This window comes from Hansschlegelia zhihuaiae (assembly GCF_004103825.1).
Lineage (GTDB): Bacteria > Pseudomonadota > Alphaproteobacteria > Rhizobiales > Methylopilaceae > Methylopila > Methylopila zhihuaiae.
Genome location: NZ_RYFI01000011.1, coordinates 139,838 through 153,275, shown reverse-complemented (window position 1 = coordinate 153,275; position 13,438 = coordinate 139,838). Strand labels below are relative to the sequence as shown.

Annotated in this window: 11 protein-coding genes and 3 pseudogenes; 4 read left to right on the top strand and 10 right to left on the bottom strand. The window is 68.0% G+C overall.

From position 1 onward, the window contains the following. A partial coding sequence (locus tag EK403_RS12860) for a cell wall hydrolase (protein WP_164919595.1) occupies nucleotides 1-616 on the top strand: 616 nt, incomplete at its 5' end. A gap of 10 nt (nucleotides 617-626) precedes the next feature. On the opposite strand, the gene EK403_RS12855 is transcribed toward EK403_RS12860, so the two are convergent. Then, nucleotides 627-3,215 carry a calcium-binding protein gene (locus EK403_RS12855; RefSeq protein ID WP_128777878.1) on the bottom strand — a complete coding sequence of 863 codons (2,589 nt, stop codon included), beginning with the start codon at nucleotides 3,213-3,215 and terminating at the stop codon, nucleotides 627-629. A gap of 224 nt (nucleotides 3,216-3,439) precedes the next feature. Here EK403_RS12855 and EK403_RS12850 point away from each other — a divergent pair, with 224 nt between their 5' ends. The 3 genes from EK403_RS12850 (at nucleotide 3,440) to EK403_RS12840 (ending at nucleotide 6,055) form a co-directional block, all read left to right on the top strand. Beyond that, entirely contained in the window at nucleotides 3,440-4,462 is a 1,023-nt protein-coding gene (locus EK403_RS12850) for a P1 family peptidase (RefSeq protein WP_128777877.1), read from the top strand. Between the two features lie 92 nt (nucleotides 4,463-4,554). Then, on the top strand, nucleotides 4,555-5,415 hold the full coding sequence (murI, locus tag EK403_RS12845) for a glutamate racemase (RefSeq protein WP_128777876.1): 861 nt from the start codon (nucleotides 4,555-4,557) through the stop codon (nucleotides 5,413-5,415). 103 nt (nucleotides 5,416-5,518) lie between these two features. After that, entirely contained in the window at nucleotides 5,519-6,055 is a 537-nt protein-coding gene (locus tag EK403_RS12840; protein ID WP_128777875.1) for a GNAT family N-acetyltransferase, read from the top strand. 77 nt (nucleotides 6,056-6,132) lie between these two features. Here the strand turns inward: EK403_RS12840 and EK403_RS23870 are convergent, their stop codons facing one another. The 9 genes and pseudogenes from EK403_RS23870 to EK403_RS23200 all read right to left on the bottom strand — a co-directional run. Continuing rightward, nucleotides 6,133-6,363 carry a DUF7957 family protein gene (locus EK403_RS23870; RefSeq protein WP_487327326.1) on the bottom strand — a complete coding sequence of 77 codons (231 nt, stop codon included), beginning with the start codon at nucleotides 6,361-6,363 and terminating at the stop codon, nucleotides 6,133-6,135. A gap of 71 nt (nucleotides 6,364-6,434) precedes the next feature. After that, nucleotides 6,435-6,797 carry a hypothetical protein gene (locus tag EK403_RS12830; protein WP_128777873.1) on the bottom strand — a complete coding sequence of 121 codons (363 nt, stop codon included), beginning with the start codon at nucleotides 6,795-6,797 and terminating at the stop codon, nucleotides 6,435-6,437. 25 nt (nucleotides 6,798-6,822) lie between these two features. Next, a pseudogene (gene metH, locus EK403_RS12825) lies at nucleotides 6,823-9,483 on the bottom strand (methionine synthase); the annotation flags it as partial. A gap of 20 nt (nucleotides 9,484-9,503) precedes the next feature. After that, nucleotides 9,504-9,929 (bottom strand): DUF6508 domain-containing protein, encoded by a 426-nt coding sequence (locus tag EK403_RS12820; protein WP_128777871.1) that lies wholly within the window; start codon nucleotides 9,927-9,929, stop codon nucleotides 9,504-9,506. Between the two features lie 11 nt (nucleotides 9,930-9,940). Then, nucleotides 9,941-10,981 (bottom strand): annotated as a pseudogene (locus EK403_RS12815) (homocysteine S-methyltransferase family protein); the annotation flags it as partial. Then, entirely contained in the window at nucleotides 10,978-11,226 is a 249-nt protein-coding gene (locus tag EK403_RS12810; RefSeq protein ID WP_128777870.1) for a hypothetical protein, read from the bottom strand. The gene EK403_RS12810 and the pseudogene EK403_RS12815, both read right to left, overlap by 4 nt. Before the next feature lie 3 nt (nucleotides 11,227-11,229). Beyond that, nucleotides 11,230-12,141 (bottom strand): methylenetetrahydrofolate reductase [NAD(P)H], encoded by a 912-nt coding sequence (metF, locus tag EK403_RS12805; protein ID WP_128777869.1) that lies wholly within the window; start codon nucleotides 12,139-12,141, stop codon nucleotides 11,230-11,232. Continuing rightward, nucleotides 12,141-13,163, bottom strand: coding sequence for an ArsR/SmtB family transcription factor (locus EK403_RS12800; RefSeq protein ID WP_128777868.1), 1,023 nt, complete (start codon nucleotides 13,161-13,163; stop codon nucleotides 12,141-12,143). The genes metF and EK403_RS12800 overlap by 1 nt, the downstream gene beginning before the upstream one ends. 63 nt (nucleotides 13,164-13,226) lie before the next feature. Next, nucleotides 13,227-13,438, bottom strand: a pseudogene (locus EK403_RS23200) (MOSC domain-containing protein); the annotation flags it as partial.

Sequence of the window (13,438 nt, the reverse complement as noted above, 5' to 3'; positions counted from 1 at the left end):
GGCGCTTCCCGTGCGCGAGCCGCTCGCGGCCCGCATGGGCCGCGAGATCGAGGGCCGGATGACGGCGCGCGCGCCGCTCACGCCCTCGCGCAGCGCCGCGGCGGAAGGCGAGACGGTCGCGTCACGCGGAGACCTCGACGGCGACGGCAAGATCGAGACCCGGCTGTCGCACCGCGTCCTCATTCCCGAGGCGGAGCTCGCCAGGGCCGAGCAGTGCCTCGCCGAGGCGATCTATTTCGAGGCGCGGGGCGAGTCGCGCGAGGGCCAGTACGCGGTCGCCCAGGTGGTCATGAACCGCGTGCGCTCCGGCTATTATCCGGCCGACGTCTGCGGCGTCGTCTATCAGAACAGGAACCGGCTCAACGCCTGCCAGTTCTCTTTCGCCTGCGACCGCATCCCGGACCGCGTGACCAACAAATACGCCTGGAACATCGCGACCGCGATCGCGCGCGACGTGACGCGCGGCGGCGCCTGGCTTCCCGAAGTCGGCGACGCGACCCACTACCACGCGACCTATGTGCGGCCCTACTGGCTGCGCGACATGGTCAAGGAAGACCGCATCGGCAGGCACATCTTCTATCGCGTCCGCTGGCGCGCCCCGCTCGCCGACGTGTGAGGCCGCGGCCTCAGATCACCACGAAGTCCTTCTCGGTCAGGTTGACGCTGCCGCTGTTCAGGATCGCGAACAGCACGGCCTGCTCCCGCCCGCCGCCGTCCGGATCGTACCAGAGCTGCCGCTGGTTCAGCACGAGGATGTGGTCGTCGCCGTCCCGGGCCTGGCCGAAGCGGAACTCGCCGGCTTTGAGCCGGCCGAGCGTGAGCTCCGTGAAAATCGCGTCGTCGAGCTCAATGACGTCGTCTTTGGCGGCGAAGTTGAGCACCGTGTCGACGTTCTTCGGGCCGAGCGCCGCGTCGAAGCGGATCGTGTCCTTGCCGGTGAAGCCGTCCAGCGTGTCCGCGCTGAGGCCGCCGTTCAGCGTGTCGTCGCCCTCCCGGCCGTTGAGAAGGTCCTTGCCCAGTCCGCCCATTACGGAGTCGTTTCCAAGGCCGCCCCGGAAGTCCACCGCCTCGATATTGGTGGCGTCGAGGTTGAAGCGGTTGCTGACGGAGCGCAGCGCGAAGCTCTCGCCGCCGAACAGCTGCACGCCGTCACGATCGGTCGAGGCGTTGATCACCAGCGTGTCGCTGCCGCCGCCGCCGTCGACGAAGTCGGACCCGTCGGTGCTCTGCGCCCCGCGGGCCCCGCCGTCGATCGTGTCGTCGCCGCGACCGCCATAGATGGCGTCGGCGATCGCGCCGCCCGTCAGCCGGTCGTTTCCCGAGCCGCCCGTGAAGTTCAGGTACTCGATCCGCTGGATCGAGGTCACGCCGAGGAAGCCCAGCGTGTCGACGTCGCCCAGCTTGAAGTCGATGGCCTTGTTGGTCGCGGAGAAGTCCGCGGTCCAGCGGTCGATCCCGAGCCAGCCGTCGATCGCGCCGCCGCGGCCGCCGCTGTCGATGAAGTCGTTCCCGGAGCCGCCGGTGAAGCGGATGTTCTCGCAATCGACCGCGTCGATATAGAATCGGTTCGAGGTCGACCGCACGAAGAAGCCATTGCCCGTGACCCCGAGCGAGACCGACTGGGTCTCCGTCTTGAGGGTCGCGATCAGCGTGTCGATGCCGGCGCCGCCGTTGAAGAAGTCCGCGCCGGTCTCGCCGAACACCTGCCGCGTCTTCAGGTCCGCGACGTCGCGTCCCGCCCCGCCGTTGAACGTGTCGCCCTGCGCCCCGCCGGTCACGGTGTCGTTGCCCGACCCCGCGGTGAAGTTGATCTGCTCGATCCCGGAGAGCGACTCCAGGCCGAACTGCAGCAGCGAATTCGCGGAACCCGGAAGGTCGACGCGGATGTTCTTGTTGGTGAAGCCGTAATTCGCGATCCAGAGATCGATCCCGCCGCCGCCCGCGATACGCTCGGCGCCGCGGCCGGAATCGATCACGTCGTTGCCGGACCCGCCCGTGATCCTCACCATCTCGCAGTCCAGGGCGTCGACATTGAACCGGTTCGAGGTCGAGCGCAGGAAGAAGCCGCCCGTCATGACGCCGAGCGACATCCCTTGCGTCTCGTTGGAGCAGTCGGCCACCAGCGTGTCCTCGCCGGCCCCGGCCTCGAACAGGTCGGCCCCGGTCTCGCCGAAGACGCGGCGGGTCTTCATGTCGACGATGTCGTCGCCGGCGCCGCCCCGGACGAGATCGCCCTCGGCGCCGCCGAAAATCGTGTCGTCGAACGCGCCGGCCGTCATCGTGATCCGGTCGATGCCCGACACCGACTTGATGCCGAGCGACTGCAACTGGAAGACGCCGCCCACGCGATATTCGAAGCCGCGCACGGCCGCCGACAGGTCGCAGATCCAGTGGTCCATGCCCCGTTCGGAGCCGACGTCGCCCTTCACGATCACCGCCCCGGCGCCGGTGTCGATGACGTCGTCGCCGAAGCCGCCATAGAACTCGACCTTCTCGACGTCGACGGCGTCGACGAAGATCCGGTTCGAGGTCGACCGGACGAAGAAGCCGTCCGCGATGAGGCCGAGGCCGACGCCCTGGTTTTCGCCCTCGGCGTGGACGATCAGCGTGTCGGTCCCGTCGCCGCCATCCCAGAAATCCGTGCCGGTCTCGCCGAACACCCGCCGCGCGCCCATGTCGACGCGGTCGTCGCCGGCGCCCGAGGTGATCGAATCGCCCTCCTTGCCGGTGATGATGTCGTCGTCGCCCGAGCCGGTCGTGAGAAAGACCTGATCGATGTCCCGGACCGTGACGTCGACCTGCGGGATGCCGAAGCCGTCATTGATCTGGAAGCGCATATCGACGGACCGCGTGCCGAAATTCGCGATCCACAGGTCCATCCCGCCGCGGCCGTCGACGGCGCCGGTCGCGTTGCCGGTGTTGAACACGTCGTTCTCGCCCGAGCCGAAAAACAGCACCCGCTCGATCCCGCTCGCGACGACGTTGGTGTTGCCGTCGGTCGAGCCGACAGTCCAGTCGCCGGTGCCGGCGCTTCCGATGAAGGTCGCCGAGGAGCTCGCCGTCACGAGCATCGTGTCGAAGCCCAGCAGGCCCTCGATCGTGTCCTGCTCTGTGACGCCAGCCGGCCGCTGGCTGACGCCGTTGTCCTCGAAATAATCGTCGCGGTTCGAGCCGGTGAGCAGGTCGCCGCGCGCTGTGCCGATGCGATTGACCATCGAAGCCTCCTTGAGGCCGAAAACAATTTTCTCAGAGAATGACAGTCGTCTCGCCGACCTTCAATTGGCAGTTAAGCCATATTTAAGGGTCAATGCATGGATTTTTCTTTGCGGCGACATGTCATGCTGAGTGTTCGAAAACTGAATTAAGTTGTCGAGCGCTGATGACTTGAAACGCAAAGGGCAGGTGACGGACCCTCGCCTGCGCTGCTACAGGCTCGTCCATGCGCGATGATCTCCGCCCCGGCCCGCGAAACACGATCGGCGACGTCGCCGGCGTCCTGGTCGGCCATTCGGACGATGCGCGCCTGGCCTCCGGCGTCACCGCGATCGTGTTCGAGAGGCCGGCCGTCGCCTCCGTGGATGTCCGCGGAGGCGGCCCCGGCACGCGCGAGACCGACCTGCTGCTGCCCGAGCGCACCGTGGAACGGATCGACGCGGTCGTCCTGTCGGGCGGCTCGGCCTTCGGGCTCGACGCCGCGGCCGGCGTGGTCGCGGCCCTTGCGGAACAGGGCAGGGGCTTCGAGGTCGGCCCGATGCGGGTGCCGATCGTGCCTGGCGCCATTCTGTTCGACCTGACCAATGGCGGCGACAAGGAGTGGGGCCGCTATCCGCCCTATCGCGAACTCGGCTTCGCGGCCGCGAAAGCCGCCGGCCGGATGGTCGGGCTGGGCTCCGTCGGCGCCGGGCTCGGCGCGCGGACCGGCGCGCTGAAGGGCGGCGTAGGCTCCGCCTCCAGCGTGACCGCCGGCAAGGGGCTCACGGTCGGCGCGCTCGCGGTGGTCAACGCGCTCGGCTCGGCGACAGTCGGCTCGCGCCCGCATTTCTGGGCCGCGCCCTTCGAGATGGAGGGCGAGTTCGGCGGCCTCGGCCCGGCGCCGGAGGTTCCGCCGGAGGCTTGGTTCCCGCCCGAAAAGCCCTTCGCGGGCGCGCACACGACGCTCGCGATCGTCGCGACCGACGCGGCGCTCACCAAGGCCGAGGCGCGGGCGCTCGCCGTGATGGCGCAGGATGGCCTGTCGCGCGCGCTCGTGCCCTGTCACACGCCGCTCGACGGCGACGTGGTGTTTGCCGCCGCGACCGGCCATGCGGAGATCGAGGGCGACCGCCTCACGGCGCTCGCCATGCTCGGCCATGTCGCGTCGATGACGCTCGCCCGCGCGGTCGCGCGCGGCGTCTACGAGGCGACGTCGCTGTCCTATCCCGAGGCGCAGGCGTCCTGGCGCGGCAGGTTCGCGGGCGGCTGATTTCGCGGGGATGTCGCAAGCGTCGCCACGTTTCAGTAACCATCGCGCGGTTCAATCGGAAGCGCAGGGCATTCGGGGTGACGGACGAGGGCATGGGCGTCGATCTTCTGGCGGGTCTCGGACTGGCGCCGCTTCCGCCCCTCGGCCGCGCGCCGCGCGTGCTGGTCTTCGACTCCGGCCTCGGCGGCCTCACGGTGCTGGCCGAGCTCGTGAAGGCGATCCCCGGCGCGGACTTCGTCTACGCCGCCGACGACGCCGGCTTTCCCTATGGCGCGCTCGACGACCAGCGGCTGGTCGCGCGGGTCGTCGCCGTCATGGAGCGCCTGGTCGCGCGTGAGGTCCCGGACCTCGTGGTGGTGGCCTGCAACACGGCCTCGACGCTCGCGCTGCCGGCGCTCCGGGCGCGCTTCGCGCTGCCCTTCGTGGGCACCGTGCCTGCCGTAAAGCCTGCTGTGGCGGCCTCGATCACCGGGCTCGTCACCGTGCTCGCGACGCCCGGCACGGTCCGGCGCGAGCACACCCGCGCGATGATCGACGCCTTCGCGGGCAAGGCCGAAGTGACGCTGGTCGGCGCGCCCAATCTCGCCGCCTATGCCGAGGCCGAGCTGCGCGGCGCGCCGGTGGACGACGCGCTGATGAATGCGGAGATCGCGCCCTGCTTCGTCGAGAGGCGGGACGGCGCGCGGACCGACGTCGTCGCGCTCGCCTGCACCCATTTCCCGCTGCTGACGCGCCGCTTCGAGGCGGTCGCGCCTTGGCCGGTCACGTGGATCGACCCGGCGCCCGCGATCGCGCGTCGCGCGGTCGCGCTGGTCGGGGAGCAGCCGGCGGACCTCGCAGCGCCGTCGCGCGCGCTGTTCACTTCCGAGCGCCCGCTGCCCCCGCCGCTTGCCCTGGCGCTGTCGGCGCGCGGACTGGCGCAGGTCGAGCGAGAACATTTCCCGCTTCGTTGATCGGTCAGCGTCTCTGCCTTTACTATCCGGCGCTTTCATCGTCTGATATTGTTCACAGCCGATCCAGTCGTATGCGCGTAGATCGGCCGACGAAGCCGGACCGATGCTGAGCCCACGCTACCCGACGATCCTCGAGATCGAAGGTCTGCTCGCCGACGTCGCCCATGACGGCTATGGCGACGCGGTCGCGGCCGCCTTCGCCGACCCGCAGATGATGACGACGCTCGGCGGCGTCCGCCCGCCCGAGGCCGCCAAGAGCTTCATCGACCGGTCGCGCGCGCATTGGCGCGACGCCGGATTCGGCCTCTGGTTCCTGCGCGACATGCGCGACGGCGCGTTCGGCGGCTGGGCGGGCCTCCGGCGCTGCGAGGCCAATGGCCGCCCCACGGTCGAACTCGCTTACGCGCTCATGCCGGGCTTGCGCTGCAAGGGTCACGCGACCCGCATCGGGCAGACCGCGCTCCGGCTCGCCTTCGACAATCTCGGCCTGCCTGAGGTGGTGGCCTTCACGACGCCCGAGAACCTGCACTCGATCGCGGTGCTCGACCGGCTCGGCTTCGCCCATGAGGGTCGCGTCCCGCACGCCGGCCGCGAGCATGCGCTCTACCGGCGCTCCGAGGCGGACCACCGGGCGGGGTAGGGGGGCAGCGAAATCCGGCGGTGGCCGAGCGGCTGACTAGGCCGTGAACCAATAGAGCTCTTCGGCGTGGAAACAGCCTACTTTGTGAACGCCAGAACGGTTACTTCGTCGTTCTCGAGATCGACGCCAGCATGATAGCAACTCCATGTATTCGCAGTGAGTGCGCGACCGTCCCACTGCACGTGAGTGAAGCAGTCTTGCATGCCCGTGGTGGGTGGTGATGCTTTCCAGAGGACGTTGCCCTTTATGTCGACCCGCATAAGGTTGCGACCGTCCTTCACATCTTCCGCCATCCAATCATAGAGCAAGATGCTTCCTGCCTTATCAGCAAGATTGACACGGTCAATTACCGGCCCTGACAATTGCGCCTCCCCTTCGGTTAGAGGTGCTTCTTCTTGATCGCAGTTTTGAGCGTGATCGCCCGGCCGTCAACGCTGGTCGTGTGTTGATGCAAGAAGATCCGAGCTTCATCAGCTTGGATTTCAACTTCAGAAGCGTTGAGCCAGACCACGCGTAGTTTGACGACTTTGTCCGCCCGGAAAATGGGGTCGCCAGAAATCCTGGCGCCCTTGGCCACGACATAAATCTCGAGCGGCGTTGCAACTGTAGCGTCCGTCAGAACTTCAGCCCTGACGGCGTCGAGCTCGCCCGTTGGATCCGAGGTTCGCCCGACAATGGACCTCTCCGGAGAGCAACCGGCCAAGACCAGCGCCGCAGCGACGGCCTTCGCGAGCCGCCTCAACGCGGGGAACTCCGCCCTTCGCCCCTTACTCCGCCGCCATCTTCTGCGCGCGGTTGGGGTCGTAGTTCAGCACCGGGGCGAGCCACTTCTCCATCTCGGCGAGCGGGTAGCCCTTGCGCTCGGCGTAGTCCGCGACCTGGTCGCGGTCGATCTTGCCGAGGCCGAAATAGCGGCTCTCCGGGTGGCCGAAATAGAGCCCCGAGACCGCCGAGCCCGGCCACATGGCGTAGCTTTCGGTGAGCGTCAGCCCGATCGCCTCGGTCGCGCCGAGCAGCTCGAACAACACGCCCTTCTCGGTGTGGTCCGGCTGCGCCGGATAGCCGGGCGCGGGGCGGATGCCCTGATAGCCTTCCCCGATCAGCTCCTCGTTCGAGAGCGCCTCGTCGGCCGCATAGCCCCAGAACTCCTTGCGGGTCTTCTCGTGCAGCCACTCGGCGCCGGCCTCGGCCAGACGGTCGGCGAGCGCCTTGGCGAGGATCCCGCCATAGTCGTCATTTGCGCGGGCGAAGCGCTGGCTCATCGCCTCCTCGCCGATGCCGGCCGTCACCGCGAAGCCGCCGACATAGTCCGGGACGCCCGAATCCTCCGGCGCGACGAAGTCGGCGAGCGCGAGGTTCGGCCGGTCCTTGCCTCGCGCCATCTGCTGGCGGAGCGTGTGGAGCACGGCGAGCTCGTCCTTCCGGCTTTCGTCCTTGAACAGCACGATGTCGTCGCCGCGCGCGGCCGCCGGCCAGAAGCCCACGACCGCACGCGCCTCGAGCCACTTCTCCTCGGCCATCTGGCGCAGCATGGCGGTTGCGTCGTCATAGAGGCCGCGAGCCGCCTCGCCATATTTCTCGTCCTCGAGAATCTGCGGGAACCGGCCCTTGAGCTCCCAGGTCTGGAAGAAGGGCGTCCAGTCGATGTAGCGGACCAGTTCGTCGATCGGGATCTCGGTCAGCACCTTGACGCCGGTGAAGCTGGGCTTGCCGACGACCTTCGAGGCGTCGATCCTGAGCCGGTTCTCGCGGGCGACGGCGATCGGCGCGCGGGCCTTCTCCTCCTGGCTCCGCGCGTGCTGCTCGGCGAGGCGGGCGTAGTCGGCCTGGATGTCCGACACATAGGCCTCTGCGCCGCCCTCCTTGGAGAGCAGCTGCGAGACCACGCCGACGGCGCGGCTGGCGTCGAGCACATAGACCGCCTGGCCGCGCTCATAGGCGGGATGGATCTTCACCGCGGTGTGGATCTTCGACGTCGTGGCGCCGCCGATCAGCAGCGGGATGTCGAAGCCCTCGCGCTCCATCTCCGACGCCACGTTGACCATCTCGTCGAGCGACGGCGTGATCAGGCCCGAGAGCCCGATGACGTCGGCGTTCTCCCTGCGCGCGGTCTCCAGGATCTTCTGGGCCGGCACCATGACGCCGAGGTCGATCACCTCGTAATTGTTGCACTGGAGAACGACGCCGACGATGTTCTTGCCGATGTCGTGGACGTCGCCCTTGACCGTCGCCATGACGATCTTGCCGGCGGCCTGGCGCTGCGCGAGCCCGGCCTCCTCCTTCTCCTTCTCCATGAAGGGCATGAGATAGGCGACCGCCTGCTTCATGACGCGCGCCGACTTCACCACCTGCGGCAGGAACATCTTACCGGCGCCGAACAGGTCGCCGACGACGTTCATGCCGTCCATCAGCGGGCCTTCGATGACGTGGAGCGGGCGCGCGGCCTTGGAGCGCGCCTCCTCGGTGTCGGCCTCGATGAACTCCGTGATGCCGTGGACGAGCGCATGGGCGAGCCGCTTCTCGACCGGCTGGTCGCGCCATCTGGTGTCGACGACGCGGGCCTCCTGCTTGCCGCCCTTGAACTTGTCGGCGGCGGCCAGCAGCCGGTCGGTCGCGTCCGGCCGGCGGTTCAGCACCACGTCCTCGGCGAGCTCGCGCAGCTCGGGATCGATGTCGTCATAGACCGGCAGCGCGCCGGCGTTGACGATGCCCATGTCCATGCCCACGCGGATCGCATGGTACAGGAACACCGAATGCATCGCCGCCCGGACCGGCTCGTTGCCGCGGAACGCGAAGCTCAGGTTCGAGACGCCGCCCGAGATATGGGCGTGCGGCAGGTTCTCGCGGATCCACTTCGTCGCCTCGATGAAGTCGACGCCGTAGTTCGAATGCTCCTCGATGCCGGTCGCGACCGCGAACACGTTCGGGTCGAACACGATGTCCTCGGGCGGAAAGCCGACTTGCTCGGTGAGGATCTTGTAGGCGCGGGCGCAGATCTCGATCTTGCGCTCGAACGTGTCTGCCTGGCCCTTCTCGTCGAACGCCATGACGACGACCGCGGCGCCATAGGCCCGGACCTTGCGGGCGTAATGGACGAACTGCTCCTCGCCCTCCTTCATGGAGATCGAGTTCACGATCGGCTTGCCCTGCACGCATTTCAGGCCGGCCTCGATCACCGACCATTTGGACGAGTCGATCATCACCGGCACGCGAGCGATGTCGGGCTCGGAGGCGATCAAATTGAGGAACTCGACCATCGCCTTTTCTGAGTCGAGCAGGCCCTCGTCCATGTTGACGTCAAGGATCTGCGCGCCGTTCTCGACCTGCTCGCGCGCGACGTCGAGCGCCGCGGCGTAGTCGCCGTTCGTGATCAGCTTCCTGAACTTGGCCGAGCCCGTGACGTTGGTGCGCTCGCCGACATTGACGAAGTTCTGGGCGGCGGAGGTGGTCATAAGTAGTTCCTGTTCGTCCAGGGAGAGCGCGCAGCGTCATAAGGCAATTCGTCAGCCAGAACTTCCAGTCGCTCGATCAGCGCGGGAAAAACGCCGTTCTCTAGCGACGTCAGCCATGCTCCGCTGAAGTGACGCTCAGCGCGCTGTAGATGTGTAGAGGCCATAGCAATGTCCTCTACGTCCGCCGATCGATACCACGTCGGGTCATTAGGCCTGACGTCGCAAGACTGCACCCATCCGATGTTATCTGTCGGGATGACGGTGATATTAGCGGTCTTGAGCAATGCCCAAAGTCGCTCGATCAACTCGCCATACTCCACATGTTGATCATTCCACCGGCCAAGGCTGACTTGGTCTGTAGTCAGCAGTTCCCGACGGAGCGTGTTCGCCTCGCGCTTCCAGGAGGCCGGATCGAACGTCACGCCGCGGTCTCGAACGGCTCGAGGCCGGAGAGCCGCATTTTTGGCGCGATCTCCGGGAGTTTCCGCGGGGCCTTGTCCTTCACCGCCTCGGCGATCGCGGCGATGTGGTCCGGCGTCGTGCCGCAGCAGCCGCCAACGATGTTGACCAGCCCGGACGAGGCGAACTCGCCGACCAGCTCGGCCATCGCCTCCGGGCTCTCGTCATAGAGCCCGAACTCGTTGGGCAGGCCGGCGTTCGGATAGGCGCAGATCAGCGTGTCGGCGACGCGGGAGAGTTCCGCGATATGGGCGCGCATCTCCCTCGCGCCGAGCGCGCAGTTCAGCCCGAACGAAATCGGCCGCGCATGGTTCAGCGCGTTCCAGAACGCCGTCGGCGTCTGGCCCGAAAGCGTGCGGCCGGAAAGGTCGGTGATGGTGCCCGAGATCATTACCGGCACGCGGATCTTGCGCTCGGCGAACAGCTCCTCGATCGCGAAGATCGCGGCCTTGGCGTTCAGCGTGTCGAAGATGGTCTCGACCAGCAGGATGTCCGCGCGGCCGTCCAGCAGGCCGCGCGCGGCCTCACCATAGGCCTCGGCCAGCTGGTCGAAGGTCACGGCCCGGAAGCCGGGATTGTTGACGTCCGGCGAGATCGAGGCGGTGCGGTTGGTGGGCCCGAGCGTGCCCGCCACGAAACGCGGCTTTCCGTCTTCCTTCTGCGCGATGTCGCCGGCCTGCCGCGCGAGCTTCGCGCCCTCGAAGTTCAGCTCGTAGGCGAGCTCCTCCATGCCGTAGTCGGCCTGCGCGATGGTGGTCGAGGAGAAGGTGTTGGTCTCGACGATGTCGGCGCCGGCGCGGAAATATTGCAGGTGGATGTCGCGGATCTTGTCGGGCTGGGTGAGGATCAGAAGGTCGTTGTTGCCCTTCAGGTCCCGCTTCCACTCCTTGAAACGTTCGCCGCGAAAATCCTCCTCGGAGAATTTCTCGCGCTGGATCATCGTGCCCATCGCCCCGTCGAGCACGAGGATGCGCTTTGCGGCGAGTTCGCGGATGGCGGTTTCGGTGTCGGTCATGACGGCTTTTCCTCGTCGCTCTCGAGCAAGGTCAAGCGGCGCTCGATCGCCTTCAGTCGTTCGTAGAAACGTGGCGCGTAGGTAGCGATCAGACCGTCGTCCTTCAAATCAGCCAGCATCGCGTCCTCGATCCTCACCGTCTCCGCGGCTTCTTCCATCACGGCGCGCGCATCCGCGCTCCAGAGATGCTCAAGATCGTGGGTTTCGGCCCGAATGCGTCGGATATCAGCCAGCGAGCGCCTCATCGCCTATGCCGCCGCCCGCTTGCCCATGCCCTCGGCCGGCCGCAGACCCAGCAGATGGCAGATGGCGTAGACCAGGTCGGCCTTGTTCATCGTGTAGAAGTGGAAGTCCTTCACGCCATGGTCGACCAGATCGAGCACCTGCTCGGCCGCGACGGCGGCGGCCACGAGTTGGCGGGTCGACGGGTCGTCCTCGAGGCCCTCGAAGCGCGCCGCGAACCAGTCCGGCACGGTCGCGCCGGCCCTAGCCGCGAAGTTCGCCGTCTGCTTGAAGTTCGAGACCGGGACGATGCCCGGCACGATCGGGACGTGGATGCCGCGCTTGCGCGCCTCGTCCACGTAACGGAGGTAATGGCCGTTGTCGAAGAAGAACTGGGTGATGGCGCGGTTCGCGCCGGCGTCGACCTTGGCCCTGAGCACGTCGAAATCCGCCTCGACGCTCGGGCTCTCAGGATGTTTTTCGGGATAGGCCGAGACCGACAGCTCGATCTCCGGCGCGCGGGCTCGGATCCCCGATATCAGGTCCGCGGTCGATTTGTAGCCGTCCGGATGCGGCTCGAACGCGGTCCCGACGCCGCCCGCGGGGTCGCCGCGCAGCGCCACGATGTGACGCACGCCGGCCTCGCGATAGCTCTCGACCACCGCGTCGACCTCCGCCTTGGAGGCGGACACGCAGGTGAGATGCGCGGCCGGCGGGACGTCGAGCTCGCGGACCATGCGTTCGACGGTCGCGTGGGTGCGCTCGCGGGTCGAGCCGCCGGCCCCGTAGGTGACCGACATGAAGGTCGGGCCGAGCGGCGCGAGCCGCTCGACCGAGCGCCAGAGCGCGGCCTCCATCTCGGGCGTCTTGGGCGGGAAGAACTCGAACGAGACGCGGATCGGCCGGCGGGCGGCGCGGGACAGGCGGGCGTTCGGCATCAGGCGACCTCGAGGCTCGAGGGAGAGGGGACGACGTCGGTCGCGACGCGTGGATCGCGCGCCATCCAGAGCGACACCGTCAGCTTGTCGGGAGCGCCGTCCGGCGGCGGCAGGTCGCGGCTCAGCGCCGGGTCGAGACCCGCGGCCGCGATCCAGGCCGCCATCGTCTCGTGCGAGAAGCCGAGCCTGCGATGGGCGTGCTCCTCGCGCAGCGCCTCGATCCCGTGCGGCGCGAAGTCGACGATCAGCAGCCGTCCGCCCGGCCGCAGCGCCCTTGCGGCCTCGCGGATCGCACGGGCGCCGTCGTCCAGGAAGTGCAGCACCTGGTGGACGATCACGAGGTCGAACGCGCCGGCCGGCGCCGGCGGGGAGAAGATGTCGCCCTGGCGCACCTGCGCATTCAGCACCCCGGCGCGGGCGAGATTGGCGCGGGCGAGCGCCAGCATGTCGCGGTTCGAGTCCACGCCGATCGCGAAGCCGACGCGCGGGCTGATGAGCTCCAGCATCCGGCCGGTGCCGGTGCCGAGGTCGAGCGCCTGCTCGATGCGGGCGTCGCCGAGCGCGTCGAGGATCGCGCTCTCCACCGCGCTCTCGGCGACATGGAGGCTGCGCACGCCCTCCCAGCGGTCGGCGTTCGCGCTGAAATATCCGGCGGCCGCCGCCTGATGCGCGGCCCGCACCTCGCCGAGCCGCTGACGGTCCCGGGTGAGGGCGGGGTCGGACGGATCGAGTCGGCTCAGCGCGGTCCGGATCGCCGACGACTTTTCGCCCGGCCCTGCGAGGCCGAAGAACGCCCAGGCGCCTTCGCGCCGCCGCTCGACGACGTCGGCGTCGACCAGCAGCTTCAGGTGACGCGAGATGCGCGGCTGGCTCTGGCCGAGGATCTCGGTGAGGTCCGAGACTGTGAGCTCGCCCTCGGCCAGCAGCGCGAGCACGCGTAGCCGCGTCGGCTCGCCGGCGGCCCGCAGGGCCGCGAGCGCCGCGTCCAGCCCGATCAGCGGAGAAGGCATCGAAAAAGACATAAACATGTCTTTATATGGTTCGGCCGGCGGGCGCAACATGCTTTGGTCGGGTAGCCGGACCCCTCAGTAGATCCATTGCTCCGGAAGCCGGATCGTCACCTCGCTTGGCGCGGCCGCCGATCCGGGGTGCTCGACGCTCGCCACCAGCCCGCGCAGCCGGCGCGCGACCTTGGGGAAGGCGAGTTCGTCGCCGGGCCGCTCGGTGTGGCGCGCGATTGCGCGGCCGGCGTGCCGGCAGGGCGCGTTCTGGCCCTCGACGACTACGGACGCGCCTG